This is a genomic window from Nocardia sp. NPDC088792 (assembly GCF_044750615.1).
In the GTDB taxonomy this organism is placed as follows: Bacteria; Actinomycetota; Actinomycetes; order Mycobacteriales; family Mycobacteriaceae; genus Nocardia.
Map to the genome: position 1 here is coordinate 311,857 of NZ_JBIVKC010000002.1, position 26,168 is coordinate 338,024.

14 protein-coding genes and 1 pseudogene are annotated in these 26,168 nt (G+C 68.1%); 4 read left to right on the plus strand and 11 right to left on the minus strand.

What is annotated here, in order from left to right:
- Positions 1-38: 38 nt before the first annotated feature.
- The 3 genes from ACIP5Y_RS10800 to ACIP5Y_RS10810 all read right to left on the minus strand — a co-directional run bounded on the left by ACIP5Y_RS10800 (position 39) and on the right by ACIP5Y_RS10810 (position 15,980).
- Positions 39-13,679 carry an amino acid adenylation domain-containing protein gene (locus ACIP5Y_RS10800; protein WP_400349568.1) on the minus strand — a complete coding sequence of 4,547 codons (13,641 nt, stop codon included), beginning with the start codon at positions 13,677-13,679 and terminating at the stop codon, positions 39-41.
- Positions 13,680-13,685: 6 nt separating this feature from the next.
- Entirely contained in the window at positions 13,686-14,396 is a 711-nt protein-coding gene (locus ACIP5Y_RS10805) for a DUF6875 domain-containing protein (protein ID WP_400349569.1), read from the minus strand.
- Positions 14,397-14,588: 192 nt separating this feature from the next.
- Positions 14,589-15,980, minus strand: a complete 1,392-nt coding sequence (locus ACIP5Y_RS10810) for a glycine--tRNA ligase (RefSeq protein ID WP_400349570.1) — start codon at positions 15,978-15,980, stop codon at positions 14,589-14,591.
- Between the two features lie 275 nt (positions 15,981-16,255).
- On the opposite strand from ACIP5Y_RS10810, the gene ACIP5Y_RS10815 reads away from it, so the two are divergent.
- From ACIP5Y_RS10815 to ACIP5Y_RS10825, 3 genes are all read left to right on the plus strand, one after another.
- On the plus strand, positions 16,256-16,555 hold the full coding sequence (locus ACIP5Y_RS10815; RefSeq protein ID WP_397009178.1) for an ArsR/SmtB family transcription factor: 300 nt from the start codon (positions 16,256-16,258) through the stop codon (positions 16,553-16,555).
- A 2-nt stretch (positions 16,556-16,557) separates the two neighbouring features.
- Positions 16,558-16,980, plus strand: a complete 423-nt coding sequence (locus ACIP5Y_RS10820) for a Fur family transcriptional regulator (protein ID WP_400349571.1) — start codon at positions 16,558-16,560, stop codon at positions 16,978-16,980.
- Between the two features lie 103 nt (positions 16,981-17,083).
- A complete protein-coding gene (locus tag ACIP5Y_RS10825) occupies positions 17,084-17,698 on the plus strand; it encodes a TetR/AcrR family transcriptional regulator (protein WP_400349572.1) in 615 nt (204 codons plus the stop codon).
- Positions 17,699-17,721: 23 nt separating this feature from the next.
- On the opposite strand, the gene ACIP5Y_RS10830 is transcribed toward ACIP5Y_RS10825, so the two are convergent.
- From ACIP5Y_RS10830 to recO, 4 genes are all read right to left on the minus strand, one after another.
- Positions 17,722-18,129: a hypothetical protein gene (locus ACIP5Y_RS10830; RefSeq protein ID WP_400349573.1), complete on the minus strand. Its 408-nt coding sequence runs from the start codon at positions 18,127-18,129 to the stop codon at positions 17,722-17,724.
- Complete coding sequence (locus ACIP5Y_RS10835) at positions 18,126-18,929, minus strand: isoprenyl transferase (RefSeq protein ID WP_400351232.1); 804 nt, start codon at positions 18,927-18,929, stop codon at positions 18,126-18,128. The genes ACIP5Y_RS10830 and ACIP5Y_RS10835 overlap by 4 nt, the downstream gene beginning before the upstream one ends.
- A 140-nt stretch (positions 18,930-19,069) precedes the next feature.
- The gene (locus ACIP5Y_RS10840; protein WP_400349574.1) at positions 19,070-20,299 is read right to left on the minus strand and encodes an arylsulfotransferase family protein; all 1,230 of its coding nucleotides are present in this window, start codon (positions 20,297-20,299) and stop codon (positions 19,070-19,072) included.
- Positions 20,300-20,535: 236 nt separating this feature from the next.
- Positions 20,536-21,309: a DNA repair protein RecO gene (gene recO, locus ACIP5Y_RS10845; protein WP_400349575.1), complete on the minus strand. Its 774-nt coding sequence runs from the start codon at positions 21,307-21,309 to the stop codon at positions 20,536-20,538.
- Positions 21,310-21,458: 149 nt separating this feature from the next.
- Between recO and ACIP5Y_RS10850 the strand changes: the two genes are divergently transcribed.
- On the plus strand, positions 21,459-22,880 hold the full coding sequence (locus ACIP5Y_RS10850; RefSeq protein ID WP_400349576.1) for an amidase: 1,422 nt from the start codon (positions 21,459-21,461) through the stop codon (positions 22,878-22,880).
- 11 nt (positions 22,881-22,891) lie between these two features.
- Here the strand turns inward: ACIP5Y_RS10850 and era are convergent, their stop codons facing one another.
- The 4 genes and pseudogenes from era to ybeY form a co-directional block, all read right to left on the minus strand.
- Positions 22,892-23,836, minus strand: a complete 945-nt coding sequence (gene era / locus ACIP5Y_RS10855; protein ID WP_400349577.1) for a GTPase Era — start codon at positions 23,834-23,836, stop codon at positions 22,892-22,894.
- A gap of 128 nt (positions 23,837-23,964) precedes the next feature.
- Positions 23,965-24,282 (minus strand): annotated as a pseudogene (locus tag ACIP5Y_RS10860) (cytidine deaminase); the annotation flags it as partial.
- On the minus strand, positions 24,275-25,600 hold the full coding sequence (locus ACIP5Y_RS10865) for a hemolysin family protein (RefSeq protein WP_400349578.1): 1,326 nt from the start codon (positions 25,598-25,600) through the stop codon (positions 24,275-24,277). The gene ACIP5Y_RS10865 and the pseudogene ACIP5Y_RS10860, both read right to left, overlap by 8 nt.
- The gene (ybeY, locus tag ACIP5Y_RS10870; protein WP_397009044.1) at positions 25,597-26,151 is read right to left on the minus strand and encodes an rRNA maturation RNase YbeY; all 555 of its coding nucleotides are present in this window, start codon (positions 26,149-26,151) and stop codon (positions 25,597-25,599) included. The genes ACIP5Y_RS10865 and ybeY overlap by 4 nt, the downstream gene beginning before the upstream one ends.
- Between the last annotated feature and the right edge of the window lie 17 nt (positions 26,152-26,168).

A 26,168-nucleotide genomic window follows, 5' to 3' on the forward strand; every position in this document is an offset into this window, starting at 1 on the left:
CCGCCAGAAGGGTTCGCCGAGGTTCGCACCCCCTCCGCTCATGCGTCGCCACGGGCCAGATAGTCGTTCACCAGCGGCCCGATTCTGGTGAGCGCCTCGGCGGTGATCATCTCGTTGTGCCCGAACGGGAGTGGAATGTCATGAATGGCGCCCGCGATGTAGGACCGCCAGGTACTGACATTCGGGACCGGATCCGGGTTGTAGGCGGCGGCGAAGAACAGCAGATCACCATCGAACACCTCGGGCTCGTGCTCCGTGATCTGCCGCAGCAGATGCTGCAGATCGCTGTACAGGTGACCGAGTTCGGTCGCCGTGAACGACACCCCGACGCCGTCCAGCAGCTGCGCCGCCTGCTCGGGCGTGAGGTGCTCGAGCTCCGGCGGGACGTCGACGCCGCCGAACTCCGCCAGCAGCATGGACAGCGGCGGAATCGCGCCGTCGGCGGGAATCTCCACGCCCGCCCGGGAATCCAGCATGATCAGCGACGGGACCGGCTCGCCGCGACGGCGCAATTCGACCGCCACGGCATGCGCGATCGGGCCGCCCGCCGAATAGCCCAGCAGGTGATACGGGCCCTGCGGCTGGACGCGGCGGATCTCCTCGATATACCGGACCGCCAGATCGCGCACCGTACGGTCCGCGGTGCCGCCATCGGTGACGCCCGGCGACTGCAACCCGTGGATCGGCCGCGCCGGGTCGATGTACTGCACCAATCCGCCGTAGCACCACGCCAATCCGATGGCCGGATGGATGCAGAACAGTCCCGGCTCGGCACCGCCCGGACGTATGGGCAGCAGTACGCGCATGGACGGATCGATCTCCGGCTGCTCGGCGGTCTCGGTGAGCCGCACCGCCAGGGCCGCGGGGGTGGGATCCAGGAACATCCATTGCACGGGCATGGGGATACCGGTCTGCTCACGCACCAGGGTGACCAATCGGACGGCTGCCATGGAGTTGCCGCCGATCTCGAAGAAGTTGTCGTCCACGCCGATACGCGGGGTCTCCAGGATCGTTTCGAAGGCCGCGGTGAGAGTCCGTTCGGTATCCGTGCGCGGGGCGCGGTAGACGCGGCGGACGGGAGTGGCCGCGGTGCCGGCCTCCGGGACGGCGGTCGGTCCATCGTGAGTCTTCACCCGAAGGACCCGCAGCGGATCGCTCGAATCACCGAACGGGACCACGATCTCACCGACCGGGGTATCCGGATCCGATGTCACCGCGGCCAGCAGGCCGAGGAAACCATCGGCCATGGCCTGCGCGGTGGAACGATCGAACAGGTCGGTGGCGAAGGTGAGCGAGGCCGTGATGCCCGCCGGTTCGCCCGCCGCACCGAACTGTTCGGCCAGCATCCATTCGAGATCGAACTTGGCGCCCGGCGCGGGCGCCTCCAGCGGTCGAATCTCCAAGCCCGGCAGCGAGGTTCGGCCCAGCGGCAGGTTCTGGAAGGCGAGCAGCACTTGGAACAGGGGGTGATGGGCGGTGGACCGGACCGGGGCGAGGGCCTCCACCAGGCGCTCGAACGGCAGGTCCAGATTGCCGTAGACGGCCAGATCGGACTGCCGCACCGCGTCGAGCGTCGCAGCGAAGCCGGCCGCGGGATCGATGGGTGCGCGCAGCACCACGGTATTGACGAACATGCCTACGAGGTCATCGAATTCACCGTCGCCTCGACCGGCGACGGCGGAACCGAGGGCAATGTCCGGGTCATCGGACAGGCGGGCCAGCAGGACCGCCAGCGCCGCGTGCGCCACCATGAACGGGGTCGCGCCGTGACCGCGCGCCAGCAGCTGCAATCTATCGTGAATCCTTGCCGGAACAGTGAATTCGATACGGTCGCCGACTCCGGAGGGAATCTCGGGCCGCGGGCGATCGGTCGGCAGGCTGTGCACCCGAGGGAGACCGTCGAGAGCGGTACGCCAGAAGTCCAGCTGCCGGCTATCCAGGCTGTCCGGATCGGTCTCGGAGCCGAGCAGTTCCCGCTGCCACAGGGCATAGTCGGCGTACTGCAGCGGGAGCGGAATCCAGGCCGGTTCGGCGCCGGAGGTGCGAGCGGCGTAGGCGTACAGCACATCTCGGGCCAGTGGCGCCATGGACCAGCCGTCGGCGGCGATGTGATGCACCGCCATGGCCAGGACCGTGCGCTCCGGAGAGACATGCAGGATGCAGATCCGGAGCGGGGTTTCGCGAGTGACATCGAATCCCCGCGACAACTCGGCGATCAGGGCCTCAGCGATGCCCTCCGGCGCGACCGTCATTTCGATGACGTCAGCGGAATCCTTTGCAGCCGGACGGATCTCCTGATACGGAGTTCCGTCGGGCCCGACCGGATAGATGGTGCGCAGCGTCTCGTGCCGGGCCACGACATCGTCGATGGCCGCGCGTAGTGCCGGAATATCCAGCGTCCCTTCGATATCGAAGGCCCCGGGAATGTTGTAGACGGCCGACGCCGGGTCGTAGCGGTTGAGGAACCACATGCGCTGCTGTGCCGCGGACAGTGGGATCCGCTCCGGTCGCGGGCGCGGTCCCGGCCGGGGGCGATCGGTGGCCTCGCCCGAAGCGATCACCGCGGCGAGATCGGCCACCGTGGGCGCATCGAACAGTGCTCGCACCGGTACGGCGGTATCCAGCGCCGCGCCCAGGCGCGCTACCACCCGCGTCGCGATCAGCGAATTACCGCCCAGGGCAAAGAAGTCATCGTCCTGCCACACCTGATCGATCCCCAGCACCTCGGCGAAAGCGGCCGCAACAGCCGTTTCGATGGGACCGTCCGGCTCCCGCTGCTCGCCCGCGACCGGCTGCGGTGCGGGCAGCGCCTCGAGGTCCAGCTTGCCATTGGCGGTGCGCGGCAGGTCCGCCAGCACCACGATGGCGGACGGCACCATATAGGACGGAAGACGCTGCGCTGCGGTCTTCTTCAACTCGGCCGGTCGCGGTTCGGCGCCGGGTGCGGGCACCGCATAACCCACCAGCATGCCCCCGCGATCGTCCGCGCGGACGATCGCGACCGCGCGGGCAACCGCCGGATCGGCGGTCAGCGCCGCCTCCACATCACCGAGTTCGATCCGCAGGCCGCGCAACTTCACCTGAGTATCGGTGCGGCCCAGGTACTCCAGGTCTCCGTCCCGCCGGCGCACCAGATCGCCCGTGCGGTACATGCGCTGACCGGGCGTCCCGTACGGGTCGGCCACGAACCGCGCACCGGTCAGGTCGACCCGGCCGAAATAGCCGCGGGCCAGCCCGATCCCCGCCAGATACAGTTCACCGACCACACCATCCGGTACCGGGAGCAACCTCTCGTCCAGCACCCGTGCGTGCATACCGGGCGCGGGCGTGCCGATGGTGATCGGCGCGCCGGGCCGCAACGGCGCGGAGCCCGTGGCCCATACCGTGGTCTCGGTAGGACCGTAGTCATTGAAATGGTTGCGGCCCTCCGCATTCCACGCGGTGACCAGTTCCGGCGGGCACGGCTCGCCACCGGTGACGATCGCCCGCACCGAGTCCAGACCGGCCGGATCGACCGTGGACAGCGCGGACGGCGTGATCGCGATATGCGAAACCCGCTCCCGCGCCAGCAGTTCCGCGAGCTCGGGGCCGGCGAACACGGCCGGCGGTGCGACCACCAGCGTGGCTGCCGCTCCCACCGCCGTCACCAGCTCCAGCACCGAGGCGTCGAAGCTCGGCGAAGCCACCTGCAGCACCCGTGACGCCGGGCCGACCTCATTGCGCTCGCGCTGTGCCACAGCCAGATTCGCCAGCCCCGCATGGGTCACCACCACGCCCTTCGGCGCGCCGGTCGACCCGGACGTGAAGATCACATACGCAGGCTGCTCAGGATGCGAGCCGACCGGCCCCAGCGCGACGTCGGGCACCGCTGCATCATGACCATCACCGATGAAACAGTCATCCGCACCAGCCGATTCATCCAGGGACCACCACCGCACCGCGCTCGGCAGGCGGTCGCGGTGAGCCGAAACGGTCAGGCCGAGAGTGACACCGGAAACCTCGACGATCCGGGCGATCCGGTCAGGTGGGTAGGCCGGATCGATCGGGACGAAGGCCGCGCCGGTGCGAGTGATCGCCCATAGTGCGAGCACCGATTCGATGGAGCGTGGAATACCCACGGCCACCAGGGTTTCCGGGCCGGCCCCGGCCGCTCGCAGGCGGCGGGCCAGATGTTCGGCGCGGGCATCGAGTTCCCGATAGGTGAGGCGGCGGCCCGCGCAGACCACGGCTTCCCCGTCCGGGTTGGCGGCCACGGCATCGGCCATGAGAGCGGCGAGCATGCGGGGCGCGGCAGCGGGTTCGGGAGCGGCCCGCAATCGGCCGCGTTCGCTGCCGGTGAGCAGGTCGATATCGCCTACGGGGCGCGCCGGGCGCGCGGTGACATCGGCCAGTAGTCGCACCAGGCGAGCGGTGAAGGCCGCCATGGTGGATTCGTCGAACAGATCGGTGGCGTAGCAGCAGCGCAGTTCCATGCCGTCGCCGTCGCCGATAAGGGTGAGGCTCAGGTCGAAGCGGCTGTTGGTCTGGGGCAGGTCCAGCGGGGTGACGGTGAGGTCCGGGAGTTGCAGTTCCGGCAGGGCCAGGTTCTGGAACACCAGCATGACCTGCACGAGCGGATGCCGGGCCTCCGAACGTGGCGGGGAAAGGACCTCGACCAGCCGCTCGAACGGGACATCGGCTCGATCGAAGGCCGCCAGGTCGGTGTCGCGGAGCCGGTCCAGCAGATCGCCGAAACCCTCGGCCGGTCGTATGCCGGTGCGCAGCACCAAGGTGTTCACGAACATGCCCACCAGGTCGTCCAGCTCACGGACGCCGCGGCCGGCGACCGGGGTGCCGACCACCACGTCCGCGCTGCCGCTCAGCCGGGCCAGTAGCACCGCCAGCGCGGCGTGTATCACCATGAACGGCGTCGCCCGGTGTTCCCGGGCCAGCGCGTCGATGGCGGCCGTGAGCGGGCCGTCCACGCGTGCGCGGCATTCCGCCGCCCGATACGAGGCCCGCGCCGGGCGGGGACGGTCCGTGGGCAACTCCAGGAGATCGGGTGATCCGGCCAGCGTGCGTGACCAGTAGTCGATCTGGTGGGCGAGCGGTGACTCCGGATCGTCCTCGGCGCCGAGTCGATCGTGCTGCCACAATGCGTAATCCGCGTACTGCACCGGCAGCGGCTCCCATACCGGGGACAGTCCGGCCGCCCGCGTCGCGTAGGCGGCGGCCACATCCCGGGTGAGCGGGGCCATGGAGAAGCCGTCCGTGGCAATGTGATGCGCCACCAGCACGATCACATGCTCGTTCGCATCGACACGGAACAGCCGCAGCCGCAGGGGAACTCCGGCCGTGACATCGAAGCCTTCCAGCACCGTCCGGGCGACAGCCTCGGTCAGTGTGTCCGGGCCGACCGAGACCGGCGTGAGGTCGAGGGCAACCTCGTCGGCGGTGAGAATCCGCTGGGTGCCCACACCGTCGATATCCGGATACATCGTGCGCAGGGTCTCGTGCCGGTCGATGACATCGCGCAAGGCCAAGCACAGGGCATCCAGCTCGAGTTGCCCGGAAAGCCGCAGTGCGACAGGCACATTGTAGGCAGGCGACGCGGGATCGTAGCGGTTCACGAACCACATGCGCTGCTGCGCGGGCGACAGCGGAATCGTCGCGGGCCGCCGCACGGGCAGCAACGCCGGGCCGACGACATCCGGCTCCCCGGCCGCCAGCCGACGCGACAGGTCCGCGACCACAGGCAACTCGAACAACAGGCGCACGGGTACCGCGACGTGCAGTTCCGCGGACAATCGCGCCGCCGCTCTGGCGGCAATGAGCGAATCGCCGCCGAGGGCGAAGAAGTCATCGCGAGCGCCGACCCGCTGCCCGCCGAGAACCTCGGAGTACGTCGCCGCGACCAGTTCCTCCACCCCGACCGGCTCCAGGTATTCCACCTGCGCCACTTCAGGTTCCGGTAGAGCACGCAAATCGATCTTGCCGCTGCGAGTCCGTGGCAGCTCGGGCAGCACTCGAATGCCCGACGGAACGAGATAGCGCGGCAGCCGCGCGGACACCCACGCAACCAGGTCACTCGCCGAAACGGTGTCGGCGTCCCGGGACAATCGCTCAGCGGCCTGGGCCTGCGACGCCGTGGCCGGGGACAGCGCCACATACGAGAACAGCGCCATGACGCCCGTAGGCGCGCGATGCGCCACCGTCACCGCCGACTCCACCGCCGGATGAGTCAGCAGCACCGCATCGACCTCACCCGGCTCGACGCGAATGCCGCGGATCTTGACCTGGAAGTCGTCCCGCCCGACATACTCGAATCCGGCGGGCGTACAACGCATCAGGTCACCGGTGCGATACATCCGCTGCCCCGGCGAGAAGGGATCCGCCACGAACCGCGCCGCGGAAAGCGCTGCGCGACCGGCATATCCGCGCGCCACACCCGGGCCCCGCACATAGAGCTCACCGACCCCGCCGAGCGGAACCGGGCGCAGCCAGGCATCCAGCACCAGCAGGGTGGCACCGGGCACCGGCATGCCGATCAGCCCGGCGGTCTCCGGCGTCATCGGCCCGCCATGACCGGTCGCGATGGTGGTTTCGGCAGGGCCATAGGAGTTCACCAGCCGGCGCCCGGCGCCCAGCCGGGTGACCAGCGCAGGCGGGCAGACCTCACCGCCCAGGAGGATCGAACCGACCCCGCGCAGCTGCTCCGCGGACAGGGTGCCCAGCATGCCGGGCGTACACACCAGATGGGTCGCCGCACCCGCCGTGAGCGCAGCCGCCAATTCCGCGCCCGCATTCGCCTCGGGCGGGGTGAGAACCAGTGTGCCGCCGACCGCGAAAGTGGACAGCCACACGAGGATCGCGGCATCGAACGCCGGGTTCAGGCAGTGCGCGACGCGGGCGTCACGATCCATGCGGCCACTGTCCGCCGTCCCAGCGACCATATTCGCGAGACCGGCGTGACTGACCACAACACCCTTGGGCGTGCCCGTCGACCCCGAGGTGAACACGATGTACGCGGCATTGCCGGGCCGCAGGGGTGCGAGCCGATCGGCATCGGTCACCGGCGCATCGGAGAACCGCTCGGCCGAAACAATGGTGGCCGGATCATCGAGGACGAGCCATTCGACCTCGGCCGAGTCATCCGTCCCGATGGGCAGACCCTCGACTTCGACACCGGTAATCCCCAGCACCGCAGCGGATTCCGCGGCCATGCTCGCAGTCCGCGCCGCCGGTTGCGCCGTATCGATCGGCACGAACGCAGCCCCGGTCTTGGCAATCGCCCACACCGCCACTATCCCGGCCACCGACCGTGGCAGGGCTACCAGCACCGCCCGCTCGGGCCCGGCGCCGACCGAGATCAGCAAGCGCGCCAGCCGATTCGACAGCGTATCCAGCTCGCCGTACGTCAGGATCGGATTGGTTCCATCCGCGAACAGCACTGCCGCCTCGTTCGCTATTCCCTTGGCGGACAGCAGGTCCGGGAGTAGACCGGCGGTATGATCAGCGGGTCCGGAGCGTATCGACGGGGTGTCCAGCGGGTCCGTGCTGTAGAGGTCGGCCGTGCGTCGTTTCGGGTCGGCGGCGATGACCGTCAGGAAGTGCGCCAGGCTGCCGGCGATCGAATCTGCCTGCGCCGCATCGATATAGCGCGGGGAGCGAGTCAGCTCCAGCCGGAGCCCGTCCGCGGTGTAGGCGGCCAAGGATAGCGGGTAGTGGGTGCCGTCATGGGTGGTGAGCCCGGTGATGGACAGCTCGACCCGGCTGCTCGCTTCGGTGAGAGCCGCGGCATCGACCGGGTAGGACTCGAAGACCGTGGCCGTATCGAAGAGCGGGCCCAGGCCCGTACCGGCGTGGATTTCGTCCAGGCCGAGGAACTGATGTTCGGCCAGGGCCGCCTGCTCGGACTGGACGCGCGCGAGCAGCTCGACCACCGGTTCGGCCGGATGCAGGGTGATCCGCACCGGAACGGTATTGACCATCATGCCGATCATGTACTCGGCCCCGCGGACCTCCGGCGGACGGCCGGACACCGTTGCACCGAAGATGATGTCGGCTGAGCCGGTCAGCTCGGACAGCACCATGGCCCAGGCGGCCTGCACCATGGTGTTCATGGTGACCTGATATTCGGCGGCCGCCGCCCGCAGCCGGTCGGCGAAGCCGGTGGGCAGCGGGACCTCGTGCGCGACCGGGGTCACGGGCGCGTCGGCGCGGGGTGCGGACGGGGCGATCAGGGTCGGGCCGTCCAGACCCGCCAGCGCGCGCGACCACGCCGAACGCGCTCGCTCCGTATCGCGCTCCGACAGCCACTCCAGGTACCCGCGGAACGGGACCGGCGGCGCGAAACCGCTGACATCGCCACCGGTCTCGTACAGTGCGACGAGGTCGGCCAGCAGTAACGGCATCGACCAGCCGTCGAGAATCAGATGATGGTTGGTGATGATCAGCCGGAAGCGGTTCTGCCCCAGTGCGATACACAGGAATCGGATCAGCGGCGGGGTATCCACGGCGAACGGCGCCCGCAGCTCGGCCGCGGCCAGCTCGTCGAGCTCCGCCTCGGTCGCGCCGAAGGCCTCACGATAGGTGCACGGCACCAGTACATTCGCGGCGATCACCTGCACGGCCTGGTCACCGGATTGCACGAAACCGGCGCGCAGCACGTCATGCCGGCGCACCAGCGCCTCGGCGGCAGCAGTCAGGCGCACCACATCGAGATCCGCCGACACATCGATGACGGCCTGCACCGAATAACCGTCGGGGCCGCCCGCGGACAGTTGCGACTGGAAGAGCAGGCCGCGCTGCAGGGGCGTCAACGGCCACACATCGGCCAGGCTGACGTATTCCCGCTCCCATTCGTCGATCTCGCTCTGCGTGGTGGGCAGCAGCGCGAAATCGCTGGGCGTGAACCCGCCGGTCGAATGCGCGCCCGCCTGCTCCGCGAGCTCCGCGGCGGCCGAAACCCACTCCCGCGCCAGTGATTCCACCTCGGATCGATCGATCACGCTGGAAGCGAACCGCCACACGGCCCGAATCGACTGCCCCCGTTCGGATTCCAGCAGCACGGCATCCACCGAAACCACCGCCGGCAACGGGAACTCCGGATCCGCATGCCCGCCCAGCCGATCCGCCATGGACACCGGCAGCCAATCCCCCTCGGCCACCGTGTCCGGCACCTGCCCCAGATAGTCGAACCCCACCTGCGGTTCCGGCAGCGCAGCCAATACCTCCGCCGCACCGGGATTCAGATACCGCAGCAGCCCGTAACCGAACCCGCCGCGCGGCACCCGGCGCAACTGCTCCTTCACCACTTTCAGCGCGGCCACCGCCGGCGACTCCCCATCCGGCCCGGTATGCACCGCAACCGGCCCCAGCCGTACCGGCACCTGCGCCGTGAACCACCCCACCGTCCGCGACAGATCCGCCCCCGGCACAGCCGCCTCGTCGCGCCCGTGCCGCTCGACCGCCACCACCGCGCTCTCGGCCTCGTCCTCCCCCCGGCCCGCCCGCCACCGCGCGAGCGCCAACGCCAGCGCGGTCAGCAACGCATCCTCCACCCCGCACCGATACGCTGCCGTCACCCGCCCAGCCAGCAATTCGGACACCGCACGGGGAATCACGACCTCGAACCGCCCGGCAGTGGCCTCGGTATCCACCCAAGGATCCAGCCGCCGCACCCCCAGCAACGAATCCGCCGCCAGAACCTCCCGCCAATAACCCAATTCGCTCACCGGCCAGGCAGCGTCGATCATGCCGCCGGATTCGGGTACGGCAAGCTCCCGGAGTGTGTGCGCCCAAGTGCGCAGGGATGTTCCCGTCTCCTGCAGACTCGGCGTCGTCCCCGCCACGGCCTGCGCCCAGGCAGACATCAAGTCGGGCAGCAGAATTCGCCACGACACCGCATCACAAGCCAGGTGATGAACAGCGATCAGCAACCGGCCCCGAGTCGCGGCCCCAGCATCCAGCCAGGTCAACGCGACCATCCGCCCCGCACGAGGATCCAGCCGCGCCACCGCGGCCGACAACTCCACGTCGATGACGCTTTCGGTTGCGGGCCAATCGATTCGGGTGATCAGGTCGGCGGCGTCGGTGTGGTGTGGGGGCGGGACTTCGAGTTCGGGGCCGTGGGGGGTGTCGACTACGCGGGCGCGGAGTAGGTCGTGGCGGTCGAGGAGGGCCTGCACGGTGCGGGCGAGGAATTCGGGCTCGATGCCCATCGGCAGGGCGACCACCATGGACTGGGCGAAATGCTCCCAGCCCGGGCGGGATAGTAGCCAGGAGGCGATCGGGGTCAGGGGGAGGCGGCCCAGGCCGCCGCCGGGGAGTTCCGGGAGGCGGGCGGGGCGGTCCTCGACGCGGGTGACCGTGGCGGCCAGGGCTGCCGGGGTGCGCTGTTCGAAGACCTCGCGGGCGGAGAAGACCAGGCCGGCGGCGCGGGCGCGGGACACCAGCGTGATGGCCATGATCGAATCGCCGCCGAGGGCGAAGAAGGAGGTGTCCGGGTCGACTTCGGCGGTGCCGAGGATCTCGGCGAAGAGGGTGCAGAGGATGCGTTCGGTCTCGGTGGACGCGGTGCGGCGGTGCATCGGTTGCGGGGCAACCGGTTCCGGCAGGGCGCGGCGATCCACCTTGCCATTGGCGGTGAGCGGGAGCGCGCCGAGCACGGTCACCGTGGCCGGCACCATGTACGGGGGCAGGCGGTGCGCGGCATGCTCCAGCAGTTGGGCCTCACTGACGCGGACTCCGGCATGCGGGACCACATACGCGGCCAGCATCGAACCGCCCGCGGGTATCGGACGCGCCACCGTCACCGCGATCTCCACGGCCGGATGCGCGTCCAAGGCGGCATCGATCTCGCCGAGTTCGATGCGCATGCCACGCAGCTTCACCTGGAAGTCACCACGACCGACGTACTCGAGCACCGCGCGGTCCTCGGACATGGTCCACCGCACCAGATCTCCGGTGCGATACATGCGACCGCCGGGCTCGCCGTCGAGCGCCGGCACGAACCGTTCGGCCGTCAGTCCCGGACGGCCCACATAACCGCGCGCCACCCCCGGACCGGTCACATACAGCTCCCCGGCGACGCCGGCGGGCACCGGCCGCAGCCAGCGATCCAGTACCAGCATGCCCGCACCCGGAATGGGTTCCCCGAGCCCGGCATTCTCGCCCGGCGCCAGACCACGCGTGTACGTGACCGCCACCGTGGCTTCGCTGGGCCCGTACGAGTTCAGCAGATCACGCCCGATCCCGAAGCGCGCCACGATATCCGGCGGTGTCGGCTCCCCGCCGGAGGACACCGCACGGACACCGTCCAGCGCATCCGGCTCCAGGGTCGACAGCACGGCGGGCGTGGAACACACCTGCGTGATACCGAACTCCCGGACCAGCGCCGCCAATTCCGGCCCCAGCACCGGATCCGCCTCGGCCACCACGAGTGTCGCGCCCGCCGCGAACGCCTGCAGCCACTCCAGCACCGACGCGTCGAAGCTCGGATTCAGACACTGCAGGACCCGCGACCCGGCCTCGACCCGATACGAATCGACCACGGCGGCAGCCAAACCCGCGAGACCCGCATGCGTCACCACGACGCCCTTGGGCACCCCGGTCGACCCCGACGTGAACACGATGTAGGCCGGATTCCCGACCCGCACCGTCCCGAGTAACTCATCCGCGGCCAGCGGCGCATCCGATACGAGACCCCGAGTGCCCCCGGGCTTCCCGTCAACGCCAGATCCCAGGTCCGCCGCAGATCCCCGGTCCGCACCAGGTTCCCGGTCTGAGTCAGATCCCCGGCTCGCACAGGATCCCCGGCTCGCACCGGATCCCCGGTCCGCACCGGATCCCCGGTCCGCGCCCGGTTCGTACGCTGCGCCGTGGGTGTTCGAGACGGGCCAGAGGTCGTCGAGCGGGAGCCAGCGCACCGAATCGGGCAGATTCGCGTCCGCTCGTGCGAGGTGCAGGCCGAGGCGAGCGCCGCATTCGGCGGCGATGCGGGACATTCGGTCGGCGGGCATGGATGTGCCCAGTGGGACGAACGCCGCGCCGGTCTTGGCCACGGCCCAGAGGGCGATGATCGCCTCCGGAGAACGCGGGAGGGCCAGCAGCACAGCCGATTCCGGGCCGATATCCGCGGCGAGCAGCCTACGGGCGAGGCCGTTCGATGCCGCGTCCAGCTCACCGTAGGTGAGCCGGCGGTCCCCGGCGATCACGGCGGTCGCCTCGTGGCCTGCGCGTCGCAGACCGCCGCGCAGAATATCCCGCAGCAGGCGCGGTTTCGGGGCCTGCGGCCCGTGCGCGCCGGTCAGCAGGGGCTTTTCGTCGGCCGTGAGGTATTGCAGGTCGGCTACCGCGGTATCCGTTTCCGCCGACAGCAGCGACTCCAGCAGGCCGAGGAACCGGCGGTGATGGCGGGCCAGCGAATCCTCCTCGTACAAGCGAGGATTCGCCGCGAAATCGACATGGATGGGCGCGCCCGCCCCGTGCTGGTAGAAGTTGACGAACAGATCCTCGATCGGGCCCGAGGTCAGCACGTGCAGGCCGGACTCCACACCGGCGAAGTCGATTCCGGTCGGGAACAGCATGATGTTGATGACCGGCCCCACGATGCCCCGGCCGGACTCCGGCACGCCGGACGAATCCGATTGCGGCCCGCGGGACTCGCCATCGCCACCCACACCACCGCGCATGTCCTCGTGCCGGCACCGCTGATGCCGCAGCGCGCCCGAGGCCGCCACCCGGACCGCGTCCAGCACTTCGCCGACCCGCCCCGCCCGTGGCACGCGCACGCGCAGCGGCACCACATTGGCGATCATGCCGCCGGAACGCCGCAATACCGCGGTCGTGCGGCCGGAGACGGGCAGGCTGATCACCACGTCCTCGGCGGCGGTCAATCGCGCGTAGTACAGCGCGATGGCCGCCATCACCACCACCGCCGAGCTGGCGTCGAATCGGCGTGCCGCACTCTCCAGGCGTGCGGCCGTCACCGCGGGCAGCTGGGCGCGCGCTTCGCGGGCCAGCGCGGCCGCCGGAGCGGTGGCAGCGACCAGGCTACACCGCTCCGGCATGCCGGCGGTCACCTCGTGCCAGTAGTGCCGATCGGCGGCGAACCGGGTGGAGTCCCGGTACGCCATCTCCGCTTCGTGCACTTCCAACAGCGAGGCCGCGGTGCCGGGAGGCGCCTGATGCCCGTGCACCGCGGCGTTGTAGAGCTCGGCGACCCGGTAGAGCATGGTCACCGAACCGAACCCATCGATGAGAATGTGGTGAGCTCTGGTGTACCAGAGGTGATGGGACTCCCCGACCCTTATCACCGTAGAAACACCAGCTCGTGACCCGAGCAGGTCGATCGGCTCGGCCACATCCGCATGCATCCACTCCAGTGCGGCGGCTACCGGATCCGGTCGATCGCGGAAGTCCAGGAACCCCACCGTGGGTTGGAGGTTCGGGTCGACCACCTGAAACGGCCGATCGTCGATCTCCGCCAATCGCAGGACACCGGAACCGAATTCGCGTGCCGCGGTCAGTCCGGCCCGGCGCAGGGCGCCGATGTCCAGTGGTCCGCGCATCTCGATGTACTGGGCTTCCGACAGTGGCACGGTCGGATCCAGTTGCTGCGCATACCACATCCCCAGCTGCGCCGGGGAGAGCGGGAAAACGGTGGCGGTCTGTTCCGCCGCTGGTTCACGGGTCATGTCGACCTACCTGGTGGAGGTGGAACATTCGTCTTCGGGCTGCACCTCGTAGGCCGGGACCCAGGCGCCCGGTCGAGAGGTCAAGCGACTCACCATGATCGATCGGACATGGGCGGGCAGCGTCGGCGCGAACTTGCGCACATAAGCGTCCGTCCATTCCGGATTCTCGAGCAGGAACGGGAAATCGGTCGTCATCATGGAGCGCACCACCAGCATGGGCAGTGGTGCGTCCAACGGCCGGAATTCCTTGTTCCACAATCCAGGTTGGTCACAGCCTGGATAAAATTGCCCGAACATGCTGCCGCGTTCCACGAACTTGCTCTTGAATTCCGCATGTATCTCATCGATCAGCGTATAATCCTTCACATTGGGGAACACCGTGATCATGGCGCGCAGCACGGAAGTGGAACTGCCATTCCCCGTAGGCAGTTCGGGATACACCTCCAATGCGTCACGGAAGATCGCACGTACCCAGACAGGCCGCGGCTCCACCGCAGGGACCTGCGCCAACCAGAGCAGATCCCTGCGTATGGAGGGCCTGACATACGGGCACACGGGCCCGTCTCTACCCAGTTCGTCACTGGGTCGGGTCAGAAAGGAATCTGCCCAAGATCGAAATGCCGCCACCGTCGATTTCGCGGCGGGGCAAGATGATCCGGTGTCCCCCAATGAGACCCATTGCAGCCCCGAGCGGGGGCCGATAACACGCTCGCTCATGACTCACCTCGGATGCTCGGGTAACGGCTGAGAAGGCGCCGAAACCCATACTCCTTAAATACTGCCTCGGTCATGGGTCGTTAACACGAGTAGTTGGATACCCGATTCCACTGAGATGCCCCAAATTTCGTGGGCAGCGAATAAAGAAAAGACCGGTCAGGCATTGACCGGTCTTTTCTGTGAATTTGATCTTCAGGCGCCGATGAGACGCTGTGCCAAGTAGCCCTCTACCTGATCCAGCGCAATACGCTCCTGCGCCATCGAGTCCCGCTCACGCACCGTCACCGCATGATCCTCGAGCGTGTCGAAGTCGACCGTGATGCAGAACGGAGTGCCGATCTCGTCCTGGCGACGGTAGCGGCGGCCGATGGCGCCGGCGTCGTCGAACTCGACATTCCAGTTCCGGCGCAGCTGCGCGGCCAGATCCTTCGCCTTCGGCGACAGGTCCGCATTCCGCGACAGCGGCAGCACCGCCGCCTTGACCGGAGCCAGGCGCCGATCCAGGCGCAGCACCGTGCGCTTCTCCATGACGCCCTTGGCATTCGGCGCCTCGTCCTCGTTGTACGCGTCCACCAGGAAGGCCATGAGCGAACGGGTCAGACCCGCCGCCGGCTCGATCACGTACGGCACGAAGCGCTCGTTCGTGTTCTGGTCGAAGAAGCTCAGATCCGTACCCGAATGCTCGGAATGAGTCTTCAGGTCGAAGTCCGTGCGGTTGGCGACGCCCTCCAGCTCACCCCACTCGGAGCCCTGGAAGCGGAAGCGGTACTCGATATCCACAGTGCGCGTGGAGTAGTGCGAGAGCTTCTCCTTCGGGTGCTCGTACAGCCGCAGGTTCTCCGGATCGATGCCGAGATCCGTATACCAGGCCATACGAGTGTCGATCCAGTACTGATGCCACTGCTCGTCCTCACCCGGCTTGACGAAGAACTCCATCTCCATCTGCTCGAACTCACGGGTACGGAAGATGAAGTTGCCCGGCGTGATCTCGTTGCGGAACGACTTACCGATCTGCGCGATACCGAACGGCGGCTTCTTGCGCGCGGTGGTCTCGACGTTCTTGTAGTTCACGAAGATGCCCTGCGCGGTCTCCGGGCGCAGGTAGTGCATGCCCTCTTCGGACTCCACCGGGCCCAGGTAGGTCTTCAGCATCATGTTGAAGTCCTTGGGCTCGGTCCACTTGCCGACGGTGCCGCAGTCGGGGCACACGATCAGTTCCATGGACACCGAATCCGGGTCCTCGATCTTGTGCTTCTCGGCGTACGCCTCCTGCAGGTGGTCCTGCCGGTGCCGCTTGTGGCAGTTCAGGCACTCCACCAGCGGATCGTTGAACACCGCGACGTGACCCGAGGCCACCCACACCTGACGGGGCAGGATGATCGACGAGTCCAGGCCGACCACGTCGTCCCGGCTGGTGACCATGGACCGCCACCACTGCCGCTTGATGTTCTCCTTGAGCTCGACTCCCAGCGGCCCGTAATCCCACGCCGATTTCGTACCGCCATAGATCTCACCGGCGGGGTACACCAGACCCCGGCGCTTGGCGAGGTTGGCGACGGTGTCCACCTTCGACTTGGGTGCCACTGAACAGTTCTCCATCCGTATCCGGAAGATTGCAAGGATTCATACCAGCCTATCTGCCGGGTGCCAGCCGATTTACACCCGTGCCCGGGCACGCGCGACACGCGGGTGCGAGACGCTGCATTTGACATGCGCACACATGCATACAAAAATGGAATCGGTTTCCAATAAGGAGTTGGCCCATGACCACGGACAGCGGTGCCCCCCTGCGGCGCTCGCACGTCGCGACCGAAGCACCGGCCGCCATCCCGCACGACCCGTACCCGTACCGGTCGCCCATGCCGCCGGCGGTGCCCCCGCGCACCATTCTCGACTCCGCGGGCGAACTACTGCGCGCCCTCGCCGCACCCGTGCGCATCGCCATCGTGCTGCAACTCCGCGAATCACCGCGCTGCGTGCACGAACTCGTCGACACCCTCGGGGTGACCCAGCCGCTCATCTCCCAGCACCTGCGGATCCTCAAGTCCGCGGGCGTCGTCCGCGGGGAACGCACCGGGCGCGAGGTCATCTACGAACTCGTCGACGAGCACCTGGCGCATATCGTCATAGACGCCGTGGCACACGCCGAGGAAGGGTGATCGTGGGAACAACCGAGAAGACGGTCGGGGTTCGGAGTACCCGCCAGCGCAGCGCCATCGCGGCACTGCTGGCGGATATCGACGAATTCCGCTCCGCCCAGGAACTGCACGACGAACTGCGCAAACGCGGGGAGGGCATCGGCCTCACCACCGTCTACCGCACCCTGCAGTCCCTGGCCGACGCGGGACTGGTCGATGTGCTACGCACCGACACCGGCGAATCCGTCTACCGGCAATGCTCCACCGGACACCACCACCACCTCGTCTGCCGGCACTGCGGGCGCACCGTCGAGGTCGAAGGACCCACCGTCGAAGCCTGGGCCGACAGCATCGCCGCCGAACACGGCTTCACCGACATCAGCCACACCATGGAGATCTTCGGCACCTGCAGCAGCTGCTCCAACGGGAAGAAGCAACTCTCGTAACTCTCGAGGAGGTTCCCGCTGTCCTCGGGCGGACGAGGAGGACAAGGGGGACATCTCGCTTGTCAGCTTGTTCAGAACGGATGTTCGTTTTTAGGTTGAGGGCATGCCCAGAGTCAGCGAGGAACATCTGGAAAGACGCCGGCAGCAGGTTCTCGATGCCGCGCAGCGCTGCTTCGCACGAAAAGGCCTGCACGGCACCACCATGCAGGATGTGTTCGCCGAATCCGGGCTCTCCGCCGGTGCGGTATACCGGTATTTCAAATCCAAGGACGACATCATCGCGGCCCTCACCACCGAGGCCACCGTCGACCTACGCGACGCCCTCACCGAGGCCGTCTACAGCGAACCACTACCCGCCCCAGGCGAACTCGTCCGCACCATCTGCGAAACCGTCGTCGAACTCAGCGGCGCCGACGGCCCCATGCGGCTCGTCCCGCAGGCCTGGGCGCTCGCACTGACCGACCCCAATGTCGCCGACTACGTCCGCACCAATATCGGCGGCTTCCGGCGACTCTGGCACGAATACGCCCGGCGCATGTGCGAATACGGCTGGCTCCCAGCGGATGCCGACACCGATGCCGTCGCCAAGGCGCTCATGGGAGTGCTGCCGGGCTTCATCCTGCAGCACCTCATCCTCGGCGACACCGACCCGGACGACCTCGCCCGGGGCATCGAGCTACTGTTCCCGGACTACCGGCCCGTGCCGCAGCCGCTCTGAACCGGCCGCGCGCACAAGCGGATTCAGGGCAGCAGACCCTGACGCGCCCGGCTCGCACCCGACAGCGCGAGCAGGATGATCGTGGCCAGCGCCTCGTCCTCCAGGCCCGCCGCCGGGAAGGTGTAGCGCATGATCACATCCGCCTCCTTCTCCCGGCCGACCACCGTGATGGTGCCGAACTGCAAGGCGGCATTGCGCTCGGCAACCCGCTTGTGCAACTGCGGTTTCAGCGGGCGATCCCACGCCAGGATGCACATCAGCGCGAGCACATCCAGGCCGGGCGCCAGATTCACGCCGCGCAGCGAGCACAGCGCGCCCTCGTATTCGAAACCGAGGCCGCCGTCCTCCTCACGGATGGCCACGCCGTAGCGGGTCAGCAGATTGCGGGCCCGCGCCTGGAGTTCCTCGGCGGGAGTGGGAGCGTCGGTCACTTCACACCTCCGAAACGGCGATCCCGCTTGGCGTATTCGAGGCAGGCATCCCACAGGTTGCGGCGATCGAAATCCGGGAACAGCGTGTCCTGGAAGACGTACTCGGCGTACGCCGCCTGCCACAGCAGGAAGTTCGAGGTGCGCAACTCGCCCGACGGACGCAGGAACAGGTCCACATCCGGCATGTCCGGCTCGTCCAGGAATCGGGCGACGGTCTCCTCGGTCACCTTCTCCGGGTCGATCTCACCGGCCGCCACCCGGCGCGCGATTTCCCGTGCGGCATCGGCGATCTCGGCGCGCCCGCCGTAGTTCACGCACATGGTCAAGGTCATCACCGTATTGTCGCGGGTCAGCTCCTCCGCGACCTCCAATTCCTTGATCACGCTGCGCCACAGGCGCGGTCGCCGGCCCGCCCAGCGCACCCGCACACCCATTTCGTTCATCTCGTCGCGGCGGCGGCGGATCACATCCCGGTTGAAGCCCATGAGGAAGCGCACCTCGTCCGGGCTGCGCCGCCAGTTCTCCGTGGAGAACGCGTACGCCGACAGCCACTTCACGCCCATCTCGATGCAGCCCTCGACGGTGTCCATGAGCACCGCCTCACCGCGCTCGTGGCCCGCGGTGCGCGGCAGCCCGCGATCCTGCGCCCAGCGGCCGTTCCCGTCCATCACCAGCGCCACATGCCTGGGCACGAATTCCGCCGGGATGGCGGGCGGCGTCGCACCCGACGGATGCGGCGACGGAGGACGCACGGTGCGCAGGTCAGCGGGAGGCTTACGAGTACCGATCACGCCCACCATCCTGCCCGACGCGCCCGAGCCCGCGCCGCCGCCCACGGGATAACCCCGCGCTCTCCACGAAACCCCCACATCCAGGCCACCCAGTGGCACCTGAGCATTGAAGTTTGTCCGGATTCACCACGCTCAGGTGCCACTCGCAGTCAGGAGACCGGCCAGGTGTCGATGTAGGCGCGGTAGGAGCCGAAGGGGAGGCTGGCGTCGTAGACGAGGTTGCCCTGGGGGTCGAACTCGGACAGGCGCGGGACCATGCCCCAGCTGACGAAGGTGTCGCCGTTGGGGAGGGTCTGGGCATTGCCCATGGCCATGCTGACCAGGCCGTCCGGGTGCTGCTGATTGCGGACCAGGGTCGCGCGCTCGGCGACCGGGTCGACGTGGATCCACTCGACACTGGACGGACCGCGCGATTCCAGGCCGTCCGAGTTGTTGTTGAAGAGGCGCAGCGTGGAGTCGTCGGTGAATTCGGCGTCGTGCTGGAAGGCGAACTCCACGTTCGGGTCGGCGACGATGGTCGGGCTCTTGCCGCCGAGCTGCCAGTTGATATCGCCGGTGCGCGGATCGATGTCGTAGACGGTGGCCGTATTGCGCAGCGAGACAACCAGGTTGCCCGACGCATCCAGACTGATGGAATTCATGTGATACGGGTCGTATACGTCGCCGTTCAGCTTGCCGTTCGTCTCCGAATCGGTCAGCGGCACATGGTCGGCCGCGCTCCAGCGGAACAGCTCCTTCCCCAAGGCCACATCCATCACGATCGCGACGGTGTCGAACATCTTGCCGTCCTTGGGCCCGCCGATGGCGGTCAGATCGGCATTCACCTGCGGATACGAGGTGAGCAGCGCATGCCCGTCCGGCGTCAGCCGGAACTCGTGCACATCCGCGCCCGCGCCACCCGGATCCACCGTGGCCAGCACATCGAAGTTCTCGTCGGCGATGATCCCCACCCCCGAACCGTGCCCCGCCACCGTGCTCCCCTGCCACCAGGTCAGCACCTTCCGCCCCTGATAAACCTGAGTCCGGAAGTTCGAAACATCCTGCCCTGCAGGCGGCGTGTACTGCTTGATAACCCGACCCGACCGGTCGGCAATGACATTCGCGGGCTGCCCGCCGGGTAGCAACTTCGCCACCGCGCCCACCCCCGGCACCAGCGCGGCCGCACTCACACCCGACGTGTAGAAGATGTCCCCCACGGCAATCCCCGGCTGCTGCACCCGCACGGTGTACGAGAGCCCGCCGAACGGCAGACTCGGCAGCACCGGCTGTGCCCCGGCGATACCGGTGGCAGCAGCGGCGAGAACGGATACGGCGGCGAGCGCCACCGGCAGGCGGCGCACCACGCCACCCGTGGACTTCCGAGCACGAGAGTCGATCACGCCGTGAACTTTAGGCCAGCTAACAGCCATTTCCCTTGTATGGAATCTCACTGATCCCGGCGTCGTATCCCCGCCCACTGACCGGGACTCTCATGGTCGGCGCCGGGAGCTCACGCAACGGACGCGACGCGACGATCGGATGCCGGAAACCGCCCGGTCAAGGGGGATGACAGTGACAGCCGAAAACCACACGACCAGTACCGATTTCGCGGTTGAGCGTCCCGATCCGCGGCGGGTCAGCCCAGAGCGGCTTCCGCGCGATCCACTGCCTCATGAGGGCGGGTGCGTTCGATCAAAGGGAGGGTGCGGAGTTGGCGCTCCAGATGCCATTGAAGATGGGCGGCTATCAGCCCGGTGGCTTGGCGGCGCATGGTTTCGGGGATGGCATCGATGCCGGTCCAGTCGCCACGGTTGAGCGCGCTCATATGGTCGAGAACGCCGAGCATGGGGGTGGCCGCGCCCGGTGGGCGGCAGTGCACGCAGACCGCGCCGCCCGCGGAGACGTGGAAGGCGCGATGCGGGCCGGGGGTGGCGCAGCGGGCGCATTCGTCCAAGGCGGGAGCCCAGCCCGCGAAACCCATGGCGCGCAACAGGAATGCGTCGAGGATGAGTTCGTGCGGGCGATGACCGAGGGCGATGGCGCGCAGGGCGCCGGCGGTGAGGGTGTGCAGGCGGGGAGCGGGGGCGCCCTCCTCGCCGGCCAGGCGTTCGGCGGTCTCCAGGACGGCGCAGGCGGCGGTGTAGCGGCCGTAGTCGGCGACGATATCGGCGGCGAAGGTCTCGACCGTGTGCACCTGGGTGACGGTGTCGAGATTACGGCCCGGATGTAGCTGAACATCGATGTAGGCGAACGGTTCCAGGCGCGCACCGAACTTGGACCGGGTCCGCCGCACTCCCCTGGCGACCGCACGGACCAGGCCGTGCTGCCGGGTCAGCAGCGTGACGATGCGGTCCGCCTCGCCAAGCTTGTGCTGCCGCAACACGACAGCGTGATCCCGATACAACCGCACCGCAACAGTCTCGCACGCGCGGGCGACCGGAGAGCGCGGAGCCGCCGCGTGTGGTCGCGTCGCCGCGGGAAAGGGTCATCGAATCGCCGTTGGACGTGTGACCAGAATCGCGCTACGTTACCCGTGGGTACGAAGGAGACGGGGTTCACATGACGATGGCGTCGGTAGCAGAGCTCGGGCTGGCGCGGATGGCGGCGGCCCTCGCGGCGGGTGAGATCAGCTCGGTGGAGGCCACCACCGCGGTGCTCGACCGGATCGAGGCCAGTCAATCCACACTCAATGCCTTCCGCATCGTGCGCCGCGACGAGGCGCTGGCGGAGGCCGCCGCGGCGGATCGGAAGCTCGCCGCGGGTGAGCGCGCACCGCTGCTCGGGGTGCCGTTCGCCATCAAGGACGACACCGACCTCGCCGGAACCCCGACGGCCTTCGGCTGCGGCGGCGATCTGCCGGTGAAAACCGAAGACGCCGAATCGGTTCGGCGACTGCGGGCCGCCGGCGTGGTGATCGTCGGCAAGACCAATACCTGTGAACTCGGGCAGTACCCGTTCACGGACGGAAAGGCCTTCGGGCACACCAGGAATCCGTGGGCGGCCGAGCACACACCCGGCGGCTCCTCGGGCGGTTCCGCGGCGGCGGTCGCGGCCGGATTGGTCCCGGCCGCACTGGGTTCCGACGGCGCGGGCTCGGTGCGCATTCCGGCGGCCTGGAACAACCTGGTCGGCATCAAACCGCAACGCGGGCGCATCTCCACCTGGCCACTGCCCGAAGCGTTCTACGGGCTCACCGTGAACGGACCCCTCGCGCGCACCGTCGAGGACGCCGCGCTGCTGCTCGATGCCGCGTCCGGACCGCATCCCGGCGACCTCCACACCCCGCCCGCCACCCGCGTCTCCGACGCCGTGGGCCGCGATCCCGGCCGCCTGCGCATCGCGCTGTCGCTCCGGATTCCGTTCACCGCCACCAAGACCGCGCTCGACCGCGAGGTGGAGGCCAAGGTGCACGGCATCGCCGGCGCCCTGCGGCGCCTCGGCCACGAAGTAGTGATCGCCGATGTCCCCTACGGCGTCCTCATCGGCGCGACCTTCCTGCCGCGCTCCATGGCCGGCATCCACGAAGTCATGGGTCGCATGCCGGGCGTCGTGGTGGACCCGCGCACCGCGCACAATGCCACCGTGGGCCGTCTGCTCGGCCCCGCCCTCTTCGCCGCGCGCAAGGCGGAACCCTTGCTGCGCAATCGAATCGGCCGCATGTTCGACGACTTCGACATCGTGCTGGCCCCCACCACCGCCACCCCGCCCCCGGACGTGCACGCGCTCGACGGCATCGGCAACTGGGCCACCGACGAAGTCATCACCGCCGCCTGCCCGTACACCTGGCCGTGGAACATCCTCGGCTGGCCCTCGGTCAACATCCCCGCCGGTTTCACCGCCGCCGGCCTCCCGGTCGGCGCCCAGCTCATGGGCCCGGCCGATGCCGAACCCCTCCTGGTATCCGTCGCCGCCCAGCTCGAATCCAAACTGAAGTGGTACGAACACCGCCCGACGGCCTGGTGGGAGCGCCCGGCGGCCTGATGGCCGCGAGGTCAGAAACCGAGCTTGCCCAGCTGCTTCGGGTCGCGCTGCCAGTCCTTGGCCACCTTCACGTGCAGGTGCAGGTAGATGCGGGTGCCGAGGATGTGCTCGATCTGCTTGCGGGCGTTGGTGCCCACCTCTTTGAGGCGGGCGCCGCCCTTGCCGATGATGATGGCCTTCTGGCTGGGGCGCTCGACATACAGCAGGGCGTGCACATCCAGGAGGTCTTCGTTCTCCTCGCGCGGGAGGATCTCCTCGATGACCACGGCCAGGGAGTGCGGGAGTTCGTCGCGGACACCCTCCAGAGCGGCCTCGCGGATGAGCTCGGCCATGAGGGTTTCCTCGGGCTCGTCGGTGAGCTCGCCGTCGGGATAGAAGGCCGGGCCCTCCGGCATTTTCGAGGCGATGACATCGATGAGCGTCTCGACCTGCTCACCCTTGACCGCCGAGACCGGCACCAGATCCGACTCCGGGCCGAGCAGCTGGGAAACCGCCAGCAGCTGGTGCGCAATCTGGTCGCGACTCACCTTGTCGATCTTGGTGACCACGCCGAGCAGGGTGGTCTTCGGCGCCATCTGCCGGATCTGCTCCACGATCCAGCGGTCACCGGGACCGATCTTCTCGTCCGCCGGAATGCAGATCGCGATGACGTCGACCTCGGAATAGGTATCGCGCACCAGGTCGTTCAGCCGCTGCCCGAGCAGCGTGCGCGGCCGGTGCAGACCGGGCGTATCGACCAGGATCAACTGCGTGTGCTCCCGGTGCACGATGCCGCGAATGGTGTGCCGCGTCGTCTGGGGCCGCGACGAGGTGATGGCGATCTTCTGCCCCACCAGGGCATTGGTCAGCGTCGACTTCCCGGTGTTCGGGCGGCCGACGAAACAGACGAAGCCGGAACGGAATTCGCCACCGCCCTGTGCAGAACCCGTGCCCTGCTCAGAATTCTTGCCGCTCATTCGAACACCTCCGACTCACTGTCCAGATCCAATCCCTCAGGGATATTCCGCTCCCCCACCGCATTACCGGCCACCGCACGCTCCGCGGCGATCGGGTTCTCCACCCCGTAGTCACCCGCGTCCACCGTCTCGAAAACCTTGCCGGTGCGATCGGTGAAGACGATGCGCGCCGCGGCCGAAACCTCGCGCACGGCCGCCACACCCGGATCGGAGAACTTACCGGCGACCACCACCGCGCATTCGAAACCCTCTGCGCCACTGGAGATCGCGGCCGCTACCGCCGCCTGCAATGCGGTCAGCCGCAGCGCCGACAACTCCACCTCACCGGCCGCGTAGGTGCGGCCGTCGGTATCACGCACGGCCGCACCGCTATTGCCGCCCGTCCGGCCCATCGCGCCGCGCGCGAGCACCAGCAGCTTGTTGTCCTCGGCATCCAGTTCAGTCATCGGCCTCTCCGTCCTCGTGTATCGCGCCGCCCGATTCCAGCTCGGCCGATTCGGTTCTCGTCTTCTCCGGCGCCCTGCGCACCACCACCGCGTGCACCCGCACCCGGCCGCGCGCATCCGCGCCGCCCTCCCCCTTCAACTGCAGGCCGTGCACGACCGCCTTGGAGCCCGGCAGCGGCACGCGGCCCAGCGCGTGCGCGAGCAGGCCGCCGACGGTGTCGACGTCCTCCTCCTCGATCTCCAGGTCGAACAGTTCGCCCAGGTCGTCGATCGGCAGTCGCGCCGACACCCGGTAGCGGCCGCTGCCGATCGGCTCGATGGGCGCGATCTCGTCCTTGTCGTACTCGTCGGAGATCTCCCCGACGATCTCCTCCAGAATGTCCTCGATGCTGACCAGGCCCGCGATACCGCCGTACTCGTCCACGAGCACCGCCATATGGTTGCGGCGGCGCTGCATCTCGTCGAGCAGCGCATCCAGCGGTTTCGAATCCGGAACGAAGACGGCGGGGCGCATCACCTGGCGCACCTTCACCTTCTTGCTCCGATCCGCGTACGGGACAAGGTCTTTCAGGTAGACGACGCCGAGGATGTCGTCGACGTTCTCGCCGATCACCGGAATTCGCGAATGCCCCGACCGCACCGCCAGCGACATCGCCTGCGCCGCAGTCTTGTCCGCCTCGATCCACACCATCTCGGTGCGCGGCACCATCACCTCACGCGCCGGAGTGGTATCCAATTCGAAGACCGACTGGATCATGCGGCGCTCGTCCGCATCCACCACGCCGCGCTCCCCCGCCAGATCCACCACTTCCCGCAGCTCGATCTCGGAAGCGAAGGGGCCGTTGCGAAATCCCTTACCGGGCGTGATCGCATTACCCACCAGAATGAGCAACCGGCTGATCGGGCCGAGCAGTGAGCCGATGGCCTGCAACGGCAGCGACGCACCCAGCGACAGCGAGTACGCGTGCTGCCGGCCCAGCGTGCGCGGCCCCACCCCGATCACCAGATAATCCACCAGCACCATGACCACCGCAGTGATCACCAGCGCCTGGAACTCGGTGAGCCAGTCCATGAGCACCGCGGCCAGCAGCACCGTCGCGGTGATCTCGCAGAACACCCGCAGCAACACCATGAGATTCACATAGCGCGGCCGATCCGCGATGATGCGGGTCAACCGGACCGCGCCGGTACGCTCCGCGCGCACCAGATCTTCCAGGCGCGCAGGGGAAATCGTATTCAGCGCCGCGTCCAGCGCGGCGAACATCCCGCCCGCGGGGACCAGGATGATCGCCAGCAGGAGCAGAACGAAAGAATTCACGCCGGGTCCAGCGGATCACCGGGTGCGGTGAATCCGGTCTTGCCCAGCAGTCGCCGATCCCGCTCGGCGAGTTCGTCGCGCCGCTGCTGTTCGCGCAGGCTCTCGTACCAGCCCTCCAACAGGGAGGCCTGCAGCGCGAACATCTCCTTCTCCTCCTCCGGCTCGGCATGGTCGTAGCCGAGGAGGTGCAGGACGCCGTGCACGGTCAGCAGCGCCAGCTCGTGATCCATGGAATGCCCGGCCTTCTCGGCCTGCTGAGCCGCGAACTCCGGGCAGAGCACGATATCGCCCAGCATGGAGGGGCCGGGCTCGGCGGCGTCGGGCCGCCCGCCCGGTTCCAGCTCGTCCATGGGGAACGACATCACGTCGGTCGGACCCGGCAGGTCCATCCAGCGCATGTGCAGATCGGCCATGGTGTCGAGATCGACCAGCACCATCGACAGCTCCGCCGCCGGATGCACATCCATCTGGCTGATGGCGAACCGCGCGACGCTGACCAGTTCTTCTTCGGATACCTCGATACCCGATTCGTTGGCGATCTCGATACTCACCCGATAAGCCTATCGGC

Bases quoted from the DNA above. Each gene is read 5' to 3' on its own strand.
- era (WP_400349577.1), bottom strand. From the start codon at position 23,836: ATGAGCGGCAAGAATTCTGAGCAGGGCACGGGTTCTGCACAGGGCGGT.
- ACIP5Y_RS10800 (WP_400349568.1), bottom strand. From the start codon at position 13,679: ATGACCCGTGAACCAGCGGCGGAACAGACCGCCACCGTTTTCCCGCTC.
- ACIP5Y_RS10850 (WP_400349576.1), top strand. From the start codon at position 21,459: ATGACGATGGCGTCGGTAGCAGAGCTCGGGCTGGCGCGGATGGCGGCG.
- ACIP5Y_RS10805 (WP_400349569.1), bottom strand. From the start codon at position 14,396: ATGAGCGAGCGTGTTATCGGCCCCCGCTCGGGGCTGCAATGGGTCTCA.
- ACIP5Y_RS10815 (WP_397009178.1), top strand. From the start codon at position 16,256: ATGCCGCCGGCGGTGCCCCCGCGCACCATTCTCGACTCCGCGGGCGAA.
- ACIP5Y_RS10825 (WP_400349572.1), top strand. From the start codon at position 17,084: ATGCCCAGAGTCAGCGAGGAACATCTGGAAAGACGCCGGCAGCAGGTT.
- ACIP5Y_RS10835 (WP_400351232.1), bottom strand. From the start codon at position 18,929: ATGGTGGGCGTGATCGGTACTCGTAAGCCTCCCGCTGACCTGCGCACC.